General features: G+C 61.0%; 13 protein-coding genes. 8 read left to right on the top strand and 5 right to left on the bottom strand.

Translation table 11 applies throughout. From position 1 onward, the window contains the following. Positions 1 to 4: 4 nt before the first annotated feature. The 3 genes from mgtA to ACKLNA_RS21325 form a co-directional block, all read right to left on the bottom strand. On the bottom strand, positions 5 to 2,704 hold the full coding sequence (mgtA, locus tag ACKLNA_RS21335; RefSeq protein WP_408987007.1) for a magnesium-translocating P-type ATPase: 2,700 nt from the start codon (positions 2,702 to 2,704) through the stop codon (positions 5 to 7). A 492-nt stretch (positions 2,705 to 3,196) separates the two neighbouring features. Further along, on the bottom strand, positions 3,197 to 4,534 hold the full coding sequence (locus ACKLNA_RS21330) for a lysine N(6)-hydroxylase/L-ornithine N(5)-oxygenase family protein (protein WP_408987006.1): 1,338 nt from the start codon (positions 4,532 to 4,534) through the stop codon (positions 3,197 to 3,199). Between the two features lie 133 nt (positions 4,535 to 4,667). Then, the gene (locus tag ACKLNA_RS21325; protein WP_408987005.1) at positions 4,668 to 5,150 is read right to left on the bottom strand and encodes a sigma-70 family RNA polymerase sigma factor; all 483 of its coding nucleotides are present in this window, start codon (positions 5,148 to 5,150) and stop codon (positions 4,668 to 4,670) included. 333 nt (positions 5,151 to 5,483) lie between these two features. Between ACKLNA_RS21325 and ACKLNA_RS21320 the strand changes: the two genes are divergently transcribed. Genes ACKLNA_RS21320 through ACKLNA_RS21310 form a run of 3 tightly spaced genes read left to right on the top strand, consistent with a single transcriptional unit; the run spans position 5,484 to position 10,041 of the window. Continuing rightward, positions 5,484 to 6,656, top strand: coding sequence for an efflux RND transporter periplasmic adaptor subunit (locus tag ACKLNA_RS21320; protein ID WP_408987004.1), 1,173 nt, complete (start codon positions 5,484 to 5,486; stop codon positions 6,654 to 6,656). Next, entirely contained in the window at positions 6,657 to 8,630 is a 1,974-nt protein-coding gene (locus ACKLNA_RS21315; protein WP_408987003.1) for a MacB family efflux pump subunit, read from the top strand. Between the two features lie 7 nt (positions 8,631 to 8,637). Beyond that, on the top strand, positions 8,638 to 10,041 hold the full coding sequence (locus ACKLNA_RS21310) for an efflux transporter outer membrane subunit (RefSeq protein WP_408987002.1): 1,404 nt from the start codon (positions 8,638 to 8,640) through the stop codon (positions 10,039 to 10,041). 99 nt (positions 10,042 to 10,140) lie between these two features. On the opposite strand, the gene ACKLNA_RS21305 is transcribed toward ACKLNA_RS21310, so the two are convergent. Beyond that, positions 10,141 to 11,769 (bottom strand): PvdJ/PvdD/PvdP-like protein, encoded by a 1,629-nt coding sequence (locus ACKLNA_RS21305; RefSeq protein WP_408987001.1) that lies wholly within the window; start codon positions 11,767 to 11,769, stop codon positions 10,141 to 10,143. Positions 11,770 to 11,990: 221 nt separating this feature from the next. Between ACKLNA_RS21305 and pvdM the strand changes: the two genes are divergently transcribed. From pvdM to ACKLNA_RS21280, 5 genes are all read left to right on the top strand, one after another. After that, a complete protein-coding gene (gene pvdM / locus ACKLNA_RS21300; RefSeq protein WP_408987000.1) occupies positions 11,991 to 13,340 on the top strand; it encodes a pyoverdine-tailoring dipeptidase-like protein PvdM in 1,350 nt (449 codons plus the stop codon). A 28-nt stretch (positions 13,341 to 13,368) separates the two neighbouring features. After that, the gene (locus ACKLNA_RS21295; protein ID WP_408986999.1) at positions 13,369 to 14,649 is read left to right on the top strand and encodes an aminotransferase class V-fold PLP-dependent enzyme; all 1,281 of its coding nucleotides are present in this window, start codon (positions 13,369 to 13,371) and stop codon (positions 14,647 to 14,649) included. Between the two features lie 30 nt (positions 14,650 to 14,679). Continuing rightward, complete coding sequence (locus ACKLNA_RS21290; RefSeq protein ID WP_408986998.1) at positions 14,680 to 15,573, top strand: formylglycine-generating enzyme family protein; 894 nt, start codon at positions 14,680 to 14,682, stop codon at positions 15,571 to 15,573. A gap of 119 nt (positions 15,574 to 15,692) precedes the next feature. Then, a complete protein-coding gene (locus tag ACKLNA_RS21285) occupies positions 15,693 to 17,342 on the top strand; it encodes a cyclic peptide export ABC transporter (RefSeq protein ID WP_085700188.1) in 1,650 nt (549 codons plus the stop codon). A gap of 154 nt (positions 17,343 to 17,496) precedes the next feature. After that, positions 17,497 to 19,923: a TonB-dependent siderophore receptor gene (locus ACKLNA_RS21280; RefSeq protein ID WP_408986997.1), complete on the top strand. Its 2,427-nt coding sequence runs from the start codon at positions 17,497 to 17,499 to the stop codon at positions 19,921 to 19,923. Positions 19,924 to 20,171: 248 nt separating this feature from the next. Here ACKLNA_RS21280 and ACKLNA_RS21275 read toward each other — a convergent pair whose 3' ends face one another. Continuing rightward, positions 20,172 to 21,119, bottom strand: coding sequence for an alpha/beta hydrolase (locus ACKLNA_RS21275; protein ID WP_408986996.1), 948 nt, complete (start codon positions 21,117 to 21,119; stop codon positions 20,172 to 20,174). Between the last annotated feature and the right edge of the window lie 8 nt (positions 21,120 to 21,127).

Genomic DNA, 21,127 nt, shown 5'->3' with positions numbered 1-21,127 from the left:
CCTGTTACTGCCAGCCGAAACGGCGGATGTAGAAGCCTTTCACGGCCTGAGTCAGTGCCATGTACGCCAGCAGGATCACCGGCAGGAACACGAAGTACATCGACGGCAGCGCCTGCAGTTTGAAGTAGTGCGCCAGCGGCCCCATCGGCAGGAAAATGCCCACGGCCATGATGATTCCGGTCATCACCAGCAGCGGCATGGCCGCGCGGCTCTGCAGGAACGGAATCTTCGGCGTGCGGATCATGTGCACGATCAGCGTCTGGGTCAGCAATCCCACCACAAACCAGCCGGACTGAAACAGGGTCTGGTGATCCGAGGTGTTGGCATCGAACACGTACCACATCAAGGCGAACGTTGTGATGTCAAAGATCGAACTGATCGGGCCGAAGAACAGCATGAAGCGCCCGACGTCCCCCGGCTGCCAGCGTTGCGGCTGTTTCAGCATTTCGTCGTCGACGTTGTCGAACGGGATCGCGATCTGCGAAATGTCATACAGCAGGTTCTGCACCAGCAGGTGCATCGGCAGCATCGGCAGGAACGGAATGAACGCACTGGCCACCAATACCGAGAACACATTGCCGAAGTTCGAGCTGGCGGTCATCTTGATGTACTTGAGCATGTTGGCGAAGGTCCGGCGCCCTTCCAGCACGCCCTCTTCCAGCACCATCAGGCTCTTTTCCAGCAGGATGATGTCGGCCGCTTCCTTGGCGATGTCCACCGCGCTGTCCACGGAAATACCGATGTCTGCGGTGCGCAGCGCCGGCGCGTCGTTGATGCCGTCGCCCATGAACCCGACCACATGACCGTTGCCCTTGAGGATGCGCACGATGCGCTCCTTGTGGGTCGGCGTCAGCTTGGCGAACACGTTGGTGGTCTCCACTGCCTTGGCCAGCTCCGCGTCACTCATGCGCTCGATGTCGTTGCCCATCAACAGGCCTTGCTGTGCCAGGCCTACTTCGCGGCAGATCTTGGCAGTCACAAGTTCGTTGTCGCCGGTCAGCACTTTTACCGCCACGCCGTGTTCGGCCAGGGCCTTGAGCGCCGGCGCGGTGCTTTCCTTCGGTGGATCGAGGAATGCCACGTAACCGATCAGCGTCAGTTCCTGCTCGTCGCCCAGGCTGTAAGTGTCGCGCCCTTCCGGCATCGACCGTGCCGCCACCGCTACCACGCGCAAGCCTTCAGCGTGGAATGCTGCTGTTACCTGACGAATTCTCGCCAGCAATTCATCGCTCAAGGCTTCGTCGACTTCACCGTGACGAACCCGGGTGCACACCGACAACACTTCTTCTACCGCGCCCTTGCAGATCAGCTGATGCGGTTGGCCGTGCCCTTCGACCACCACCGACATGCGCCGGCGATTGAAATCGAACGGGATCTCGTCGACCTTGCGAAACGCCGTGCCGACCTTCAGTTCACGGTGGACTTCCACGTGTTCCAGTACCGCCACGTCGAGCAGGTTTTTCAGGCCGGTCTGGTAGTAGCTGTTCAGATAGGCCATTTCCAGCACGTCGTCGGAGTCCTCGCCCCAGACGTCGACGTTACGCGCCAGGAAGATCTTGTCCTGGGTCAACGTGCCGGTCTTGTCGGTGCACAGCACGTCCATGGCGCCGAAGTTCTGGATCGCATCCAGGCGTTTGACGATGACCTTCTTGCGCGACAGGAACACCGCGCCCTTGGCCAGGGTCGAGGTGACGATCATCGGCAGCATTTCCGGGGTCAGGCCCACGGCGATCGACAGTGCGAACAGCAGCGCTTCGGTCCAGTCGCCCTTAGTGAAACCGTTGATGAACAACACCAGCGGCGCCATGACGAACATGAAACGGATCAACAGCCAGCTGACTTTGTTCACCCCTTGCTGGAACGAAGTCACCGCCCGATCGGTTGCCCCGACCCGCAGCGCCAGTGCACCGAAATAGGTGCTGTTGCCGGTGGTGAGAATCACCGCCACCGCTGTCCCGGACACTACGTTGGTGCCCATGAACAGGATGTTGTCCAGCTCCAGCGGGTTGCGCGTGTCGCGATCCGCCTGGCGGGGGAATTTCTCCACCGGCATCGATTCGCCGGTCATCGCCGCCTGGCTGACGAACAGATCCTTGGCGCTGAGCACCCGGCAATCGGCGGGAATCATGTCGCCGGCCGAGAGCACGATCAGATCCCCCGGCACCAGTTGCTTGATCGGCAGTTCAGTGCGCGGCGCATCCCGGCGCAGCACCGTGGCGGTGTTGCTGACCATCGCCTTGAGCGCATCGGCCGCCTGGTTGGATTTGCTTTCCTGCCAGAAGCGCAGCAGGGTCGAGAGCACCACCATGGAGAAGATCACCGTGGCGGCTTTCAGGTCATCGGTCAGCCACGAGATCACCGCCAACAGGGTCAGCAGCAGGTTGAACGGGTTTTTGTAGCAGTGCCACAGGTGGGTCCACCACGGCAGCGGTTGCTCGTGCTCGACTTCGTTGAGGCCATGCTGTGCACGCAGCACATCGACTTCGAAATCGGTGAGGCCGTCAGTGTGGGTGCCGAGGTTCGACAGCAGCACGCCGCTGTCGCAATGGGCGGCGTCCACCAACGTATTGGCCAGGGTGGGCGGCACTTCACGGCTGACCGTGGTGTCGCGAAGACTTTCCAGCACAGCCAGACGACGGAAGTGCCGGGCGATGTGACGGGTCCGCAGGAAGCCTGCGAAAAATTCCTTGAGCGTAAGTTTCATGGCTGTTGCCCCTATGGTCAGCCGGGAAACCGTCAAGCAGGTACGTCCAGCCCTCTTGCACCGAAAATTCGGCACGGCAAGGGTTGGCGCGCCAGTCAAAAAAGACAGGCGTGTCGATAGGGCTGCGATTGCGACAATGAAGTCGAAACCACGCTCTTTTCAGCGTCGATGAGAAGGACGTCGGGACATGGTCTCAGCTGACCATGATCGGGATGCCGCTGCTCGCTGTTCGGCGAGACAACGGCACAAAGGAATGCGCGTTATCTTGCCGAGAATCTGCCGGTTACAAGGACCGGCCGACAACTGTCACTCGAACAAGTACCCACTGTGGGTCTCCGCTATTGATGAAAACGCGCGAAGCTTACGCCCCGATGCCTGGAGAGTAAACCCGTAAAAGGAATGAGGTTGGGGGATGTGGAGGTCATTCAGGAAGGGTTCAGGATTGGCCTCGAAACGACTCCCGCGCCCGGCGCGGGAGTCGTCAGGAAGTCATCAGCTGGCAGTTGCCAGCAACAAATCCATCACCGAACGGCTGTGCCCACGGTTCTTGCCATGCTCATACAGCGAGCCGGCGATTTCGTCCGCGCGGATCGGCAGGATCGACAACAGCGTATCGCTCAAACCATGGCTGGCCTGGCAGAAGCCCTGCATGTACAGACCGGCCTTGCAGCGCTCGTCGGTGATCAGTTTGTAGTTGCGGTCAACCTCGAAGTCGCCCAGGTACTCTTCCAGCGGCGCCAGCAGTTTGCGGTGCATCTGACGCTCGTAACCGGTGGCCAGCACCACGGCGTCGTAGACACGCACGGTGACTTCGCCGGTGGCGTTGTTGCGCACCGCCAGTTCGATGCCGCGCTCGGTAGCGGTGGCTTTCTCGACGGTGGTCAGAGTGCGGAACGCATGGCGTGCCACGCCCGAGACTTTCTGGCGGTAGAAGATGCCGTAGATGCGCTCGATCAGGTCGATATCGACCACCGAGTAGTTGGTGTTGTGGTATTCGTTGACCAGACGTTCACGCTCGCTGCTCTTCTGCTGGAAGATCAGGTCGGTGAATTCCGGCGAGAACACTTCGTTGACGAACGGGCTGTCGTCCGCCGGTTTCAGCGCCGAACCGCGCAGGATCATGTCGACCTGCACCGACGGGAACGAATCGTTCAGATCGATGAAGGCTTCCGCCGCACTCTGACCGCCGCCGATGATCGCGATGCTCATCGGCTGATTGTTGACGCAAGGTTGTTTGGCCATCTCGGCCAGGTATTGCGAGTGGTGGAACACCCGGGCATCGCCCTTGAGTCCCTTGAACGCCTCAGGAATGCGCGGCGTGCCACCGGCGCTGACCACTACAGAACGCGCGGTACGGACAAATTGCTGGCCGTCCGCACCACGGGAAATGACCCGCAGCGCTTCGACCTGATGGTTGTGCAGCACCGGCTCGATGGTCAGCACCTCTTCGCCATAACGGCTCTGTTCGGTGAACTGCGCGGCGACCCAGCGCAGGTAGTCGTTGTACTCCATGCGGCACGGGTAGAAGGTGCCTAGGTTGATGAAGTCCACCAGACGACCGTGGTGCTTGAGGTAATTGACGAACGAATACGGGCTGGTCGGGTTGCGCAGGGTCACCAGATCCTTGAGGAAGGAAATCTGCAGCTCGCTCTGGGTCGAGAGGGTGTTGCCGTGCCAGCTGTAGGTCGGTTGCTTGTCGAGAAACAGCACATCCAGCTCGCCCAGGGTCGGGGCTCGCTCCTGCAGAGCGATGGCCAGCGCCAGGTTCGAAGGGCCGAAACCGACGCCGATCAGGTCGTGAACGATGGGCGATGCAATTGCCTGTGTCATTTCCAGTGTCCTCTGGATGAACCCCCGAACAGCGCGGAGGAAGAGCTTGGGTGACCGGCCGGCCCTGAGCAGGACAGCAGGTCGTCTGTTGAGTAGGAACGAGGACAGTGAAATAAAATTTAACGACGACGGCTCAATGGGCATCCCATTGCTTGATGCGCAGGCGGCAATGCTTCATGGCGTTGACGATGTGCTTTTCCACCAGCGCCCTGGAAATGCCGAGGCGTTCTGCGATCTCGGGATGCGACATCCCTTCGATCTTGCGCAGCAGAAAACTGTCACGACACAGCGGCGCAAGCTCGGCCAGTGCACGCTGCAACATGTCCAGGCGCTGGCCATGGTCGAGGGTGCTGTGGGGTGACGGAGTGAAATAGCGCTCTTCGTTGTCGAGCACTTCCAGGGATTCGACCTGACGCAGGGCGTTGCGCCGATGGTCGTCGATCACCAGATTCAGCGCGGTGCGATAAAGAAAGGCCCGGGGCTGTTCGATCGGCGTATCGCTGGAGCGCTCCAGTACCCGCACATAGGCGTCATGCACCACATCTTCGGCCACCTGTCGGTTGCCGAGCCTGGCGTTCAGGAAACACACCAGCTCGCGATAGTAGTTTTCCAACATGACTCCCGGGCGCCTGAGTGCGGGTTCTGTCCTTGAGCACACCGTTCTGCTGAGCCGTGCGAGGCAGTAGCAAGATGGTGGCAACTTGAGGCGCGTAATTTATAGTAATTCTCATATAGATTTAAAGTGGTGTTTGTCGTTGCCCGACAAATAGTGTTCGGCTATACCTCGGGATTGCTGTAACAACCTGTGTCACCGCTTAAATTCCCTTCCGCTTTTATCGTTAACAGGACAGCTCCCCGTGTCTGCCGCGCCCTGCGGCAGCGTTCAACGATGCCTGATCCTGCGCACCCGGCTGAACGACGGGCCGATTTCCACTGGCCGGAACCCTGCATGAAACGTCCCCGCCCCGCCCGACGCGCCCTGCTCGTAGTCCTTTGTCTGATCCCTGTTGTCGCCTACGCCGCCTGGCAGATCCTGCCTCCCGGGCGGGACAGATTCGCCACGGTGCAAGTGACCCGTGGCGATATCGAAAGCAGCGTCACCGCGCTCGGCACCCTGCAACCACGGCGCTATGTGGACGTCGGCGCCCAGGCGTCGGGGCAGATCCAGAAGATCCATGTGGAAGTCGGCGACATGGTCAAGGAGGGTCAGTTGCTGGTAGAGATCGACCCTTCGACCCAGAAAGCCAAACTCGACGCCGGACGTTTTTCCATCGAAAACCTTAAGGCCCAACTGCAGGAGCAAAAGGCTCAACACGAACTGGCGCAGCAGAAATACCAGCGTCAGCAGAATCTGGCCGCCGGCGGCGCGACCCGTGAAGAAGACGTGCAGACCGCCCGCGCCGAACTGAAAGCCACCCAGGCGCGCATCGACATGTTCCAGGCACAGATCCGCCAGGCCGAAGCCAGTCTGCGCAGCGATCAGGCCGAACTCGGCTACACCCGCATCTACGCGCCGATGGCCGGCACCGTGGTCGCCCTTGACGCCCGTGAAGGCCAGACCCTCAACGCGCAACAGCAGACACCACTGATCCTGCGCATCGCCAAGCTGTCGCCGATGACGGTGTGGGCCGAAGTTTCCGAAGCCGATATCGGCCACGTCAAACCCGGCATGACCGCCTATTTCACCACCCTCAGTGGCGGCCAGCGACGCTGGAGCAGCACCGTGCGGCAAATCCTGCCGGTGCCGCCCAAGCCGCTGGACCAGACCAGCCAGGGCGGCGGCAGCCCCGCCAGTACCAGCAAAAGCGGCAGCGCCCGCGTGGTGCTTTACACCGTGCTGCTGGATGTCGATAACGCCGACAATGCTTTGATGGCGGAGATGACCACTCAGTTGTTCTTCGTTGCCAGCCAGGCAAAAGACGTCCTCACCGCACCGGTCGCCGCACTGCAAGGCAGTGACAAAGCCAATCTGCAGACTGCGCAGGTGGTCGCTGCCAATGGCAGGATCCAGTCCCGCGAGGTGCACACCGGCATCAGCGACCGGCTCAAGGTGCAGATTCTCGAGGGCCTGAGTGAAGGTGATCACCTGCTGATCGGCCCGGCTGACGGCAGCGGGGGTTAAATGCAAACGCCTCTGATCGACCTGCAGGACATCCGCAAATCCTACGGTGGCGGTGACGCACCCGAAGTTCATGTGCTGCGCGGGATCGACCTGTCGATCCACGCCGGCGAATTCGTGGCGATTGTCGGCGCCTCCGGCTCCGGTAAATCGACGCTTATGAACATCCTTGGCTGCCTCGACCGGCCGACCTCCGGCGAATACCGCTTCGCCGGAGAAAACGTCGCCGGTCTGGATACCGACGAACTGGCCTGGCTGCGCCGCGAAGCCTTCGGTTTCGTGTTCCAGGGTTATCATCTGATTCCGTCGGGCTCGGCCCAGGAAAACGTCGAGATGCCGGCGATCTACGCCGGCACTCCCGCCGCCGAACGCCACGCCCGCGCCGCCGCCCTGCTCGACCGCCTCGGCCTGGCTTCACGCACCGGCAACCGTCCGCACCAGTTGTCCGGCGGCCAGCAGCAACGGGTATCGATCGCCCGGGCGCTGATGAACGGCGGCCACATCATTCTGGCCGACGAACCCACCGGCGCCCTCGACAGCCACAGCGGCAAGGAAGTCATGGCGCTGCTCGACGAGCTGGCGAGCCAGGGTCACGTAGTGATCCTGATCACCCATGACCGCGAAGTGGCGGCACGGGCCAAGCGCATCATCGAAATCCGCGACGGCCTGATCATCAGTGACAGCGCCCAAGACAACCCCGACGCCCAGACCACGGCCAACCCCGGCGCCCTGCAAGCCGTCGATCTGCGCAAGCGCCTGAGCGAAGGCGCGCAAGCCTCCGGTGCCTGGAAAGGTGAACTGGTGGACGCCCTGCACGCCGCGTGGCGGGTGATGTGGATCAACCGCTTCCGCACCGCGCTGACCCTGCTCGGGATCATCATCGGCGTAGCTTCGGTGGTGGTGATGCTGGCGGTCGGCGAAGGCAGCAAGCGTCAGGTCATGGCGCAGATGGGCGCTTTCGGTTCGAACATCATTTACCTGGGTGGCGTCCCCCCGCACCCACGCGCACCGCAGGGCATCATCACCCTCGACGACCTCGCCGTGCTCGCCACCCTGCCGCTGATCAAACAGATCATGCCCGTCAACGGCGCCGAAGCCGTGGTGCGTTTCGGCAACCTCGATCACCACAGCTACGTGGGCGGCAACGACACCAATTTCCCGAAAATCTTCAATTGGCCAGTGGTTGAAGGCACTTACTTCACCGCTGCCGACGAAGCCAGTGGCGCTGCGGTAGCCGTCATCGGCCACAAAGTCAGAAGCAAGTTGCTCAAGGACGTCGCCAACCCCGTCGGACAGTACATCCTGATTGAAAACGTGCCCTTTCAAGTGGTCGGGGTTCTCGCGGAAAAAGGCTCCAGCTCCGGCGACTCCGACAGCGACGACCGCATCGCCATTCCCTACTCCGCCGCCAGCACGCGCCTGTTTGGCACGTACAACCCGGAGTACGTCGCCATCGCCGCCGCCGATGCACGCAAGGTCAAGGAAACCGAACGGGAAATCGAGCGCATGATGCTGCGCCTGCACAACGGCAAAAAGGATTTCGAACTGACCAACAACGCCGCCATGATCCAGGCCGAAGCGCGCACTCAAAACACCCTGTCACTGATGCTTGGCTCGATTGCGGCGATTTCTCTGCTGGTCGGCGGTATCGGCGTGATGAACATCATGCTCATGACCGTGCGCGAACGCACCCGCGAGATCGGTATTCGCATGGCCACCGGCGCTCGCCAGCGCGACATCCTGCGCCAGTTCCTCACCGAAGCGGTGATGCTCTCGGTGGTCGGCGGGATCGCCGGGATTGCCCTGGCGCTGATCGTCGGTGGCGTGCTGATCCTCAGCGACGTTGCCGTCGCCTTCTCGTTGCTGGCGGTGCTCGGCGCTTTTGGCTGCGCCCTTGTCACCGGCGTTGTCTTCGGCTTCATGCCGGCCCGCAAAGCTGCCCGGCTCGACCCGGTCACGGCCCTTACCAGTGAATGATCGATCTATGAAACCGCGCCTCAGTTTGTTGACCGTGTGCCTGTTGCTCAGCGCCTGCGGCAGTCCCGTCCAGCGTCCCGACAGCGGGTTGCAACCGCCCGCCACTTGGCAATCGCCCCACGGCGCCAGCGTGGACCGCATTGATCCGCAATGGTGGAAACAGTTCGGCAGCCAGGAGCTTGATCGGCTGATCGAACAGGCCCGCATGGGCAGTTTCGACCTTGCAGCCGCCATGGCTCGGGTACGCCAGGCCCAGGCCGGTACCGTGATCGCCGGCGGCTCTCAATTGCCGGAAGTGCAGGCCACGCTCAATGCCAATCGGCAGAAACTGTTACGCGGCAATGGCTACAGCCAACTGGACGCCGACAGTAGTAACAAGGCCGTGGATTACTTCGACGCCAATCTGAATGCCAGTTACGAAATCGACTTTTGGGGTGGCAAACAGGCGTCGCGCGACAGTGCGCAATTTGCCTTGCAGGCCAGTGAGTTCGACCGTGCCACAGTGGAGCTGACCTTGTTCGGCAGTGTCGCCGACACCTATGCGCAAACCTTGTCGTTGCGCGAGCAGAGCCGTATTGCCGGACTCAATCTGGCCAACGCACAAAGCGTTTTGAAACTGGTGCAAACGCGTTTTGATTCTGGCTCGGCCACCGCCCTGGAACTGGCTCAGCAGAAAAGCCTGGTAGCGGCCCAGCAACGACAATTGCCGCTGGTTCAGCAACAAGCCCGGGACGCCTCGATCAGCCTCGCGGTCCTGCTAGGTCGCCCCGTTCAGGAACTTGCGCTGAACCGAGAGTCGTTCGATCAACTGCAATGGCCGGGAATCGTCACTGGCGTGCCAAGCGACCTGCTCAACCGACGCCCGGACATCGCCCGCGCCGAAGCGCAGTTGGCCGCTGCCGAAGCCGACGTCAAAGTTGCTCGCGCCGCCATGTTGCCCAAGGTCACTCTGAGTGCCGATATCGGCTCGGGGGCCGACCGGTTCCGCGACGTTCTGCGCAGCCCGTTCTACAACCTGACTGCCGGATTGATCGGGCCAATCTTCAATAATGGTCGCCTCGGCGCAGAGCGCGACAAGGCCACTGCACGCCAGGATGAACTGCTGCAGAACTATCGCGGCGCAATCATCAACGGCTTCGCCGACGTCGAAAAAGCCTTGAACGGCATTCGCGGCCTCGACGAGCAACGGCAATGGCAAAGCGAGGAACTGCGGCAAGCGCAAACGGCATTCGACATTGCCCAGAGTCGCTACCAGGCCGGCGCAGAGGACTTGCTGACGGTACTGGAAACCCAACGCACGCTCTATGCCGCCCAGGACCTGAATGTGCAGTTGAGATTGTCACGATTGCAGGCAAGCATTGCGTTGTACAAAGCGTTGGGCGGCGGCTGGCAGACACTGGCATCGCGCTGACCAGCAAGTGCAATCGCCAACAGGCCGGCTCTCACAGCATTCATCAGTACAACTGAATGTGTGGGAACCGGCCTGTTGGCGATTGCCTTTAAGACCGTCTCAGACCGGCGTCTGTTTGGGCTTCAGATGACGCGCATACCAGGGACGCTGCGGCACCTTGCGGAACAACGACGACAGCACCTTCTCGTCATCGCTGAAGGTGATGCGCAGCGCCAGCTTCATGGTTTCCGGGTCCATCTCCACCGATTTGCCTGGCTGCAGGCCCGGTATTGTGCTGCAGCCGTGGGTAATAGGCCCGAGCCACGGGTCGGCGACCTCCACCCAGCGTCCCGGTGCAAACCACGGCACACCATTGACCTGCAAGCGACTGACTTCGCCCGGGTGGAAGCGTTCGTGCGCGCGGAACCAGTCTTCCAGACGATCATCGATCCAGCCATGGAACGCCCAGAACACCGGGCTCACATGTGAAGAGAACGGATCGCCGAGGAAGTCGTTTTCAGCGGCATACCAACGCGCGGAAAAATCGGCCGGATCACGCGCAAACGGCACCGGGTGCCCGTTCGAGGGATCCCGTGGCACGGAAGCCCAGCGCATGTGCAGCCAGTCGTGCAGCCCCAGTTCAACCTCCGAACCGAACTGCCCCAAGGTCAGTTTGGCCAGGTAGCTCGGATCACGGTAGCGCGATTCCCATACCAGGAAATTACTGTGATACGTCTCGGCCGTCTTGATGTCGCTGACCCATTGCGAGTATTCGTCATCGTCCTCGGCCAGCCAGGTCGGCGGCAGAGAAGTACCGTCGTGGTTGTCGAAATAATCGGCAAAGCCCCGGCGATCACGGATCAATTCCGGCTGCGGCAACGGAAAATGCTGCCACGACGGCAGATCCTGCATTGAACGCGCCGTGCCCAGCATGTGGCGGTGCATGAAGAAGAAATCGATCCCCGAGCCATTGCGGTCCTTGCGCGGGCCACGGGCGTCGCGCTCCTTGTCACGCGGGCCAGGCTGCCAGCCGATACCGCGCAGGGCGCCACGCTTTTCCTCGCTCAAGGTATGCCATTTGTCGCGACTGGCATGCCAGAGCTGGTGGAACAAGCGATGCTCGGGGGAAATCAGCCAGGCCAGCAATGTCGGGTTCAACCCTGTGCGCTCGCGAGCTTCGGGGAACACACGTTTGACGGCAATAAAACGATTGTCCTGCGCCGGCAGCATCAAGGGGCGATCAAGATTGAGGACGCGCCCGCTGAGGCTGCCGCTGCCGGCGTTTCCGAAACCGCCCCAGACTTCATCCAGCGCCATGCTGAATTCGTAGTCCGGCGCACCGTCGGCCGCCGAGGTGCTGACCAGACGCCAACTCAACTGCGAGGCTTTGACATCGGCGAGGTCCGCGAGAATCCGATAGCGCGGCGCCTGTGACGAGCGCAGGCGCTCGGCCGTGTCGAGAAAGCCGATAACGCCGCGGCCCTTGTGGGCAACATCGAGAAACACTTCCAGACCGTCTCGGGGCAAACCCGCAATACCGGCATCATGACCCTCGAAGCGAATCTGCCAGACACCGCGCAGCGCATCCGCCAGGCGTTGCCCGGCAACATCCGCGACATCGAACGACGCCTCACCCGGGGTGATCGTCGGATCCGGCTTCGTCCATTCACGATGCCCAAAATACGCTGCAGGCACAGCGGCGCCGGTCAGTGCCAGGCCCGCCATGAACCATCGTCGAGAAATCTTCATTGCCCTACCTGTGTCAGCCATGAAGCAGGCTTTATCCAAGCTAGAACGTTTGTTGCAGAGGTAAATTTATGGCGTCCTGAAAAGATCGCGGCCTTCGGCAGTTCCTGCATCGGGCTGCGTTCTTTTCACCGGACCTAAATTACCCGGCAGCCCAGTCGTTTCACCCAGATAGCGAAGGCCATTGTGCCCGCACCTCGACGGCGAACCTGACTGAGATGGCAATGACAAAACCACGTTCGAAAAAGGCTCTTTACATCGGCCTGCCGCTAGCCCTGGCGATCAGTGCTGCCGCGGGCTTTGCGATCTGGGAGCACTGGTTCAAGGACAATCCCGGTTACCCGGTCAAAGTCATGCAGCAAGCCAGTGAGTTGCAGGATCGCATCATTTCTTTCGATAGCCACATCACCGTGCCGCTGGATTTCGGCACAGCCGGCAACGAAGCCGACAAGGATGGCAGCGGCCAGTTCGATCTGGTGAAAACCGCCCGCGGGCGCTTGTCCGGTGCGGCCCTGACGATCTTCGGCTGGCCGGAAATCTGGAACGGCGCCAACGCGCCGCACCGTCCGACTACCGGGTTTGTCGAAGAAGCACGCTTCGAACAGGAAACCCGCTACAAGATCATCAGCACCCTGGTGCGCGATTTCCCCAATCAGGTCGCCATCGCCTACACCCCGGATGATTTCCGCCGTCTGCATGGCGAAGGCAAGTTTGCGATTTTCATGAGCATGCTCAACGCCTATCCACTCGGCAACGACCTCAACGCCCTGGACAAGTGGGCCGCACGCGGCATGCGCATGTTCGGTTTCAGTTACGTGGGCAACAACGACTGGGCCGATTCTTCGCGACCACTGCCGTTTTTCAATGACACCCGCGATGCACTTGGCGGTCTGTCGGACATTGGCAAACAGGCCGTGCATCGCCTCAACGATCTGGGCGTAATCATCGATGTATCGCAGATGTCGACCAAGGCACTGGAACAGGTTGCGCAACTGAGTCGCGCACCGATCGTGGCCTCCCATTCGGCACCACGGGCACTGGTTGATATCCCGCGCAATATCAGCGACCAGGAAATGCAACTGATCAAGAACAGCGGCGGTGTCGTGCAGATCGTCGGCTTCCCGACTTACCTGCGCCCGTTGAGCCAGGCGACCCAGGACAAGCTCAACGCACTGCGCGCCCGGTTTGATCTGCAACCGCTGCAAAACCTGGAAATGGCGCTGATGCCTGGCGACCCGATCATTACCGTATGGCCGGAACAACGCTTTGGCGAGTACGCCGGCCAGCTCTATTCAATTGTCGACGAAGAACCGAAGGCAAACCTCAAGGACTTCGGCGACGCCATTGATTACGCCGTGAAGAAAATCGGCATCGACCATGTCGGCATCAGTTCCGACTTCAACGATGGCGGCGGCCTGGACGGCTGGAAGGACGTCAGCGAAGCGCGCAACGTTACCGCCGAGTTGATCTCCCGTGGTTACAGCGAGGCCGACATTGCCAAATTGTGGGGCGGCAACTTCCTGCGGGTCTGGGAACAGGTACAAAAGTCCTCCAAACCTGTCGTCAACCGCTGACACCTCTTCGAACAAGCGATCAGAACTCATGACCAACCGTCGTTCTTTCCTCAAGCAGGCCGGCATCCTTGCCGCCGGCCTGCCCCTGGGCGCTGCCGTCAACCTGCCGGCCCGCGCCGCCAATCCACAACCGCTCGCCGGGAACAAATGGGCCCAATTGCGCCAATTGTTCGATCAGGACCCGGATTACCTGCATTTCGCCAACTTCCTCGTGACCTCGCATCCGCGCCCGGTGCGTGAAGCCATCGAACGCTATCGAGTGACCCTCGACCGCAATCCCGGACGAGCGATGGATTGGGATCTGGGTGAAACCGAAAAGCGCGAGCAAGCCGTGCGCGAATGGGCCGGTCGCTACCTCAAGGCCAAGCCCGAGCAGATCGCCCTCACCGGCAGCACCACCGAAGGTCTGGCGCTGATCTATGGCGGCATCCATGTGCGCGCCGACCAGGAAATTCTCACCACCGAACACGAGCATTACTCGACTCACTACACGCTGGGTTATCGCCAACAGAAAGATGGCGTAAAGGTGCGCAAACTGAAGTTGTTCGACAGCAGCGCAAAGGCGTCCGTCGACGAAATACTGACCCGTATCGACCAGGGCATTCGCCCCGAAACCCGCGTACTGGGCATGACCTGGGTGCAATCGGGCAGCGGCGTGAAACTGCCGATCGGCGAGATCGGCAAACTGGTGGACCGGCACAATCGCCAGCGCGCGGAAAAGGATCGCATCCTGTACGTCGTCGACGGCGTGCACGGTTTCGGTGTCGATGACCTCGACTTCCCCGACATGCACTGCGACTTCTTTATCGCCGGCACCCACAAGTGGATGTTCGGCCCCCGTGGCACCGGAATCATTTGCGCACGCTCCAGCGAACTCAAGGACGTCACCCCGACCATCCCGACCTTCTCCGAAGCCACCACGTTCTCGACCATCATGACCCCCGGCGGGTATCACAGTTTCGAACACCGCTGGGCGCTGGACGAAGCTTTCAAGCTGCATTTGTCGCTGGGCAAGCGCGAAGTGCAAACGCGCATTCACGAACTCAACACCTACGCCAAGAACCGCTTGCTGGAACACCGCTCGATTGAACTGGTGACACCACGCAGCGCCGATTTGTCCGCTGGTTTTACCTTCTTCCGGATCAAGGATCGCGACTGCGATCAGGTCGCCGCCCGCCTCATGCAAAACCGCGTGGTGTGTGACGCGGTGGAGCGTGACGCCGGCCCGGTAATCCGCATCGCACCCGGCCTGCTGAACAGCGAAAACGACATCGAGCGTTTCATGGCCGTACTCGACAAACAGCTGTGACGCCCCGCTTTCCTTTAAACGAGATGACTCATGAAACGTGATCTGCTGACCCCTGCCCTCGGCGCCAGCGCGCTCAAGGCACTGGCCCTCGCCGCCCTCATGACCGGTCTGCTGCCGAGCGCCGCGCAGGCCGCGACGCCGCCCGCCGCAGGCAAAGTATTCAAGGACTGCAAAGACTGCCCGGAAATGGTCGTGCTACCGGCCGGCACCTTCACCATGGGCACGCCGGAGGATGAAGTTGGCCGCGAACCCGACGAAGGCCCGATGCATGAAGTGACCTTCGCCAAACCCTTCGCCATGAGCCGCTTCCAGATCACCGCGGGTGAGTGGGACAGCTACATTCGCGAAAGCGGTGCGGTGATCGCCAACGGCGACACGCGGCCCGGTCGCGAGTGCATCGCAAGCAAGCCGCGCTATCCGCAAACCCCGCGTCAGCCAGCGGTGTGCATGGACTTCCAGGACATCAAGAACTACGTCGCCTGGCTGTCGAAAAAGACCGGACAGAAGTACAGCATGCTCAGCGAAGCCCAGCGCGAATACGGAGCCCGGGCAGGATCCAAAGGCCCCTTCCCCTTCCCGTTCGACGAGGGCAAGGGCTATAGCATCGCCAAACACGCCAATACTTACGGCCCGGCGGACGGTTACAGTTTCAGCTCGCCGGTGGGCAGCTACCCGGCCAACGCCTTTGGCCTGTACGACATGCACGGCAATGTCTATGAGTGGGTCGAAGACTGCTATCACCCGGACTACAACGGTGCGCCAACCGATGGCAGTGCGTGGCTGGAGCCCAACTGCGACACCCTGCGCATTCGCGGCAATGATTGGGGTGAAGCGCCGGTCTTCTCCCGTTCGGGCAACCGCAACGACATCGATCCGAAGACCCGCGGCGACTGGATCGGTTTCCGTGTCGTGCGTGAGTTGTAATCCGCAGTAACGTTTCTCCTCTCCCCCCGGTCGCCGCCAGTCGGCGACCGTCTAAATTAAGCACCGGATCAGACGTTCTACAGGGTATCTGCCTTTACGACCCAAGGAACTGTCCTGTCATGACCCAGCCTACGCGCGGTGCAATTCATGAATTGTTCACCCTACTCAAACCTTTTCGGCTCGTCGTCGCACTGTCGGTCATTCTGGGTATGGTCGGTGGCCTGAGTGTCACGGTCCTGCTGGCCACCATCAATAACGCGCTGCACTCCGAATCCGGTCTGACCCAGGGCGTGGTCGCGCTGTTCGGAGGCCTGTGTGTGCTGGCGCTGCTCAGCTCGATCTGCTCGGACATCGGCACCAACTATGTCGGCCAGCACATCATTGCCACACTGCGCAAACAACTGGGCGAAAAGGTGCTGTCGGCACCGATCGAACAGATCGAACGCTATCGCAGCCATCGTCTGATTCCGGTGCTGACCCACGACGTCGACACCATCAGCGACTTCGCCTTCGCCTTCGCGCCACTGGCCATCTCGCTGACCGTCACCCTCGGTTGCATGGGGTACCTGGCGATGCTGTCGTGGCCAATGTTCCTGATCATGGTGGTGGCGATCCTGATCGGCACGGGCATCCAGTACTTCGCCCAGGGTCGCGGAATCAAGGGTTTCTTCGCCGCCCGTGACGCTGAAGACGAACTGCAAAAGCACTACAACGCGATTGCCGAAGGCGCCAAGGAACTGCGCATTCACCGCCCGCGCCGCCAGCGCATGTTCAACAGCGGCATCAAGGGCACTGCCGACTTCATCTGCAAGACCCAGATCAAGTCGATCAACACGTTCGTGATTGCCAAAAGCTTTGGCTCGATGCTGTTCTTTGTGGTCATCGGTCTGGCGCTGGCCCTGCAATCGTTCTGGCCCAGCGCTGATAAAACCGTGATGAGCGGTTTCGTCCTGGTGCTGCTGTACATGAAAGGTCCGCTGGAACACCTGGTCGGCACCTTGCCGGTGGTCAGCCGCGCGCAGATCGCCTTCCGCCGCATCGCTGAACTGTCGGCGCAGTTCTCCTCGCCCGAGCCGCATCTGCTGCTCAGCGATCAGGGCCAGAAAGCCGAACCGGTGCAGAGCCTGGAACTCAAGGACGTGCGCTACGCCTTCCCTGCTGTAGGCGAGGCCAACCCGTTCACGCTGGGGCCGGTGAACCTGAAGATCGAACAAGGCGACATCGTATTCATCGTCGGCGAAAACGGCTGCGGCAAGACCACCCTGATCAAACTGCTGCTGGGCCTGTATCCGCCACAGCAAGGAGAAATCCGCCTCAACGGCGAATGCGTGACCGCCCTCACCCGCGACGATTACCGCCAGTTGTTCACCACGGTCTTTGCCGACTACTACCTGTTCGATGACGTGGTGCAGGGCGATACGCACATTCCCGACGACGCCAACAAATACCTGCAACGCCTGGAAATCGCCCACAAGGTCAGCGTGCAGGATGGCAGCTTCACCACCACCGATCTGTCTACCGGCCAGCGCAAGCGTCTGGCGCTGGTCAATGCCTGGCTGGAGGAGCGCCCGGTGCTGGTGTTCGACGAATGGGCTGCCGATCAGGATCCGACCTTCCGCCGGATCTTCTACACCGAGCTGCTGCCCGACCTCAAACGCCTGGGCAAGACCATCATCGTGATCTCCCACGATGACCGTTACTTCGATGTCGCCGACCAACTGGTGCGCATGGATGCCGGCAAAGTCAAAACCGCACTCAACCCGGCCTGACACGCCAACCGCTCAGGGATGAGCTGATCCCGCCTTCGCGCGATAGCAGAGTTTGTCGCGGTTCGCGGGATTTTTTCCGGTTTTTACGCAGTGTTGCGTCTAATTATCATTAACTAATAAAACTGCACTCGCACTTCAGGAGCATCCCGAGCAAATGCAAGCCTTAACGTTGTCCCGTACCCCTCTGGCTGAGGCCGTTTCCCGCCGCCATCCGCGCGGCGCAATGCTGTCAGGTGCTCTGCTGACGCTGATGCTGTTGGCCAGCACCCAGGCTCAAGCGACGCCTGTCGACGTCAACATCCCTGCGCAATCGCTCTCCAAAGCACTGCAACAACTTGGGCAACAGGCCAATCTGCAGATTCTCTACAGCCCGGAAACCCTGGCTGGCCTGCAGTCGAGCGCGGTATCCGGACACCTGGAGCCGAAACAGGCGCTGGACAACATGCTGCTGGGGAGCGGCATGACCTATCAACTGACCGGCAACTCCGTTTCGCTGATGCCGGCCACCGGTGCAGGTGCGGGAAACGCACTGGAGCTGGGCGCGGTATCGATTTCCGGCAAGGCGCCGGGGTCGACCACTGAAGGTACCGGGCTGTACACCACGTACTCGTCCAGCAGTTCGACGCGTCTGAACCTGACACCCAAGGAAACCCCGCAGTCACTGACCGTCATGACCCGTCAGCGCCTCGACGACCAGCGCCTGACCAACCTCAGCGATACCCTCGACGCCACACCGGGCGTCATCGTGCTGCGTGACGGCCAGGGTGCAGAGTCCGACGGTTACTTCTCCCGTGGATTCGAGATCCAGAACTTCGAAATCGACGGCGTGCCGACCGTCAAACGCATGGACAACTACACCCAGAGCATGGCGATGTATGACCGTGTGGAAGTGGTGCGTGGCGCCACCGGCCTGATCAGCGGCCTGGGCAGCCCCTCGGCCACCATCAACCTGATCCGCAAGCGCCCGACTGCCGAAGCACAGGCCAGCGTCACCGCTGAAGTCGGCAACTGGGACCGCTACGGCACCGGTTTCGATGTCTCCGGGCCGTTGACCGAAACCGGCAACATCCGTGGCCGCCTGGTCGGCGACTTCAAGACCGAACAGTCCTGGGTTGACCGCTACAAGCAGGATTCGCAGCTGATGTATGGCATCACTGAATTCGACCTGAGCGAAGACACCTTGCTGACCATGGGTTTCAGCTACCAGCGCACCGACGTCGACTCGCCAATGCGCTCGGGCCTGCCGACCCGCTTCACCGACGGCTCGCGCACCAACCTCAAGCGCTCCCTGAACTCGGCACAGACCTGGTCTTATAACGACCACGAACAAACCAGCTTCTTCACCTCGATCGAACAACAGTTCGGCAATGGCTGGAGCGGCAAGGTCGAACTGACTCACTCCGAGAACAAATTCGACGAAGTCTTCAACTACGTCAACGGTGGCCTGAACCCCGACGGCAGCGGCACGACCCAACTGCCGGTGCGCTTCTCCGGTACCCCGCGCCAGAACAACATCGACGCCTACCTGACCGGTCCGTTCGGCTTGCTGGGTCGCGAGCATGAGCTGATCGCCGGTGTGACCCTGTCCAATTACTACGAAAACGTGCCGAGCTACGGTGGCTGGAAATACGACTACTCCGGCTCCCCTGCCGGCGCCATCGACAACCTGTTGAACTGGAACGGCGACTCGGTTAAACCCGAATTCAACGTCACCGGCAAATCCACCGTCGATGAAACGCAATACGCCGCTTACCTGGCTACCCGCCTGCACGCCACCGATGACCTGAGCATCCTGCTCGGCAGCCGCGTGGTCGACTGGCATCGCGACATCGAAGACAAGCCGTACGGCGCAGCAGAAACCAAGACCAAAGAATCGGAAACCGGTGTCTACATTCCGTACGCGGGTGTGGTCTACGACGTCAACGACACCTGGTCGCTGTATGCCAGCTACACCAAGATCTTCAACCCGCAATCGTCCTGGGTTCGCGACATCAACAACAAGCCTCTGGACCCGATGGAAGGCACCGGCTACGAAGTCGGCGTCAAGGGCAGCCACTTCGATGGCAAGCTGAACTCCAGCTTCGCGCTGTTCAAGATCGAGCAGGACAACCTGGCGATCTGGATCGACACCCCGGGCGGCAATACCTACAAGTCCGAACAAGGCACCACCACCAAAGGTGCTGAATTCACCCTCGATGGCGAACTGGCCGAAGGCTGGCAAGCGTCTGCCGGTTACGCCTATGCCGTCAGCACCGATGCCGATGACCAGCGCATCGTCACCACCCTGCCCCGTCACAGCCTCAAGACCTTCACCAGCTATCGCCTGCCGGGCATTCTGGACAAAGTCACGGTTGGCGGCGGTGTGAACTGGCAGAGCAAGACCGGTGCCGACCTGCATACCTTCCAGCAAGGCAGCTACGCCGTCACCAACCTGCTGGCACGCTACGACATCAGCAAAAACCTCAGCGCCTCGGTCAACCTGAACAACGTATTCGACCGCGAATACCTCAGCTACGCCGGCGACCACGGCATGTACGGCGCACCGCGCAACATCATGACCGGCTTCAAGTACACGTTCTGATTTAACCGCTGCAATGCAAAAAAGCGCCCCGGTCTGACCGGGGCGCTTTTTTTATGGATGAAGGTATAACGGCAAGTCAAAGCATGCGGAAGGAGGACGGGTTACATTCGAACTGCACCAATGGCAAACAAGGTTTCAAACCGGAACAAACAAGCGCCTGAAACCGGGTATCACGGTCGGCCTGTTCGCGAGCAGGGACGGGATTGAAGGCCTGATGTGGAATGAAGCGCACATCAGGCCAGGGCGGATCAGACCGTTTCGGGATACATCACGGTTCGCAGCACGCTTACCAGTTCCTGATAGATCGCCTCCACTTCTTCGGTGACCATGCGCATGCGCAGGAAGTCATGCACGTGGCCACTGAACTCGCGGCATTCAAGCAACCCTCCGGTGCTGGCCAAGCGTTCGGCGTAGGCACGGCCTTCATCGACCAGCGGATCGAAACCGGCCAGCGCCACGTAGGCCGGGGCTGCGCCGTTGAGGTCGGGGCTCAGCAGTGGCGAGAAACGCCAGTCGCTACGATCCTCGATGCTGCGGGCGTAGTGCTGGTAGAACCATTCCAGCGTTTCGCTCTCCAGCAGGTAGCCTTCGCCGAGCAGGTCCATCGATTCACGGCGCTGCGAAGCGTCGGTCACCGGGTAGCAGAGCAATTGCAGGCACGGTTTCAGCGCGCCGGCGGCGCGCGCCTCAAGTGCAAGCACGGTCGCCAGTGTGGCGCCAACACTGTCGCCGCCGAACACCAGACGCGACAGATCGAGATCGAATTCGCCGGCCTGTTCGCGCAGCCAATCCAGTGCATCGGCGCAATCATGCAACGCCACCGGGAATTTGTGTTCCGGCGCCCGGCGGTAGCCGACCGACAGCACCGCACAAGGCGTGCGCGCGCAGAATTCGCGGCAAATACCGTCGTGGGAATCAAGGCTGCCGACGACAAAACCACCGCCGTGCAAAAACAGCAGTACCGGCAAGACACCGCCCCTGTGCAACGGGCGGTACAGCCGCAAGGTCAGCTCGGCGCCGTCGCGGGCAAGATGTCGCACCTCATTCACCTCAACATCCGGCACCTCCCAACGCATCTGTTGCGACGACTGCTCGAACGCCTCACGGGCCTGCTCGGGTGTCCCTTGGTGAAACGCGTCGTTCCGACTGTCTTCGACCAGATCTAGAAACGCCGCTACTTCCGAATTCAATGACATGCACCACA

This window comes from Pseudomonas sp. UV AK001 (assembly GCF_046097675.1).
GTDB lineage: Bacteria > Pseudomonadota > Gammaproteobacteria > Pseudomonadales > Pseudomonadaceae > Aquipseudomonas > Aquipseudomonas kribbensis.
Note: the sequence above shows the minus strand (reverse complement) of the source record. Positions and strands in the feature narration are given on the sequence as shown.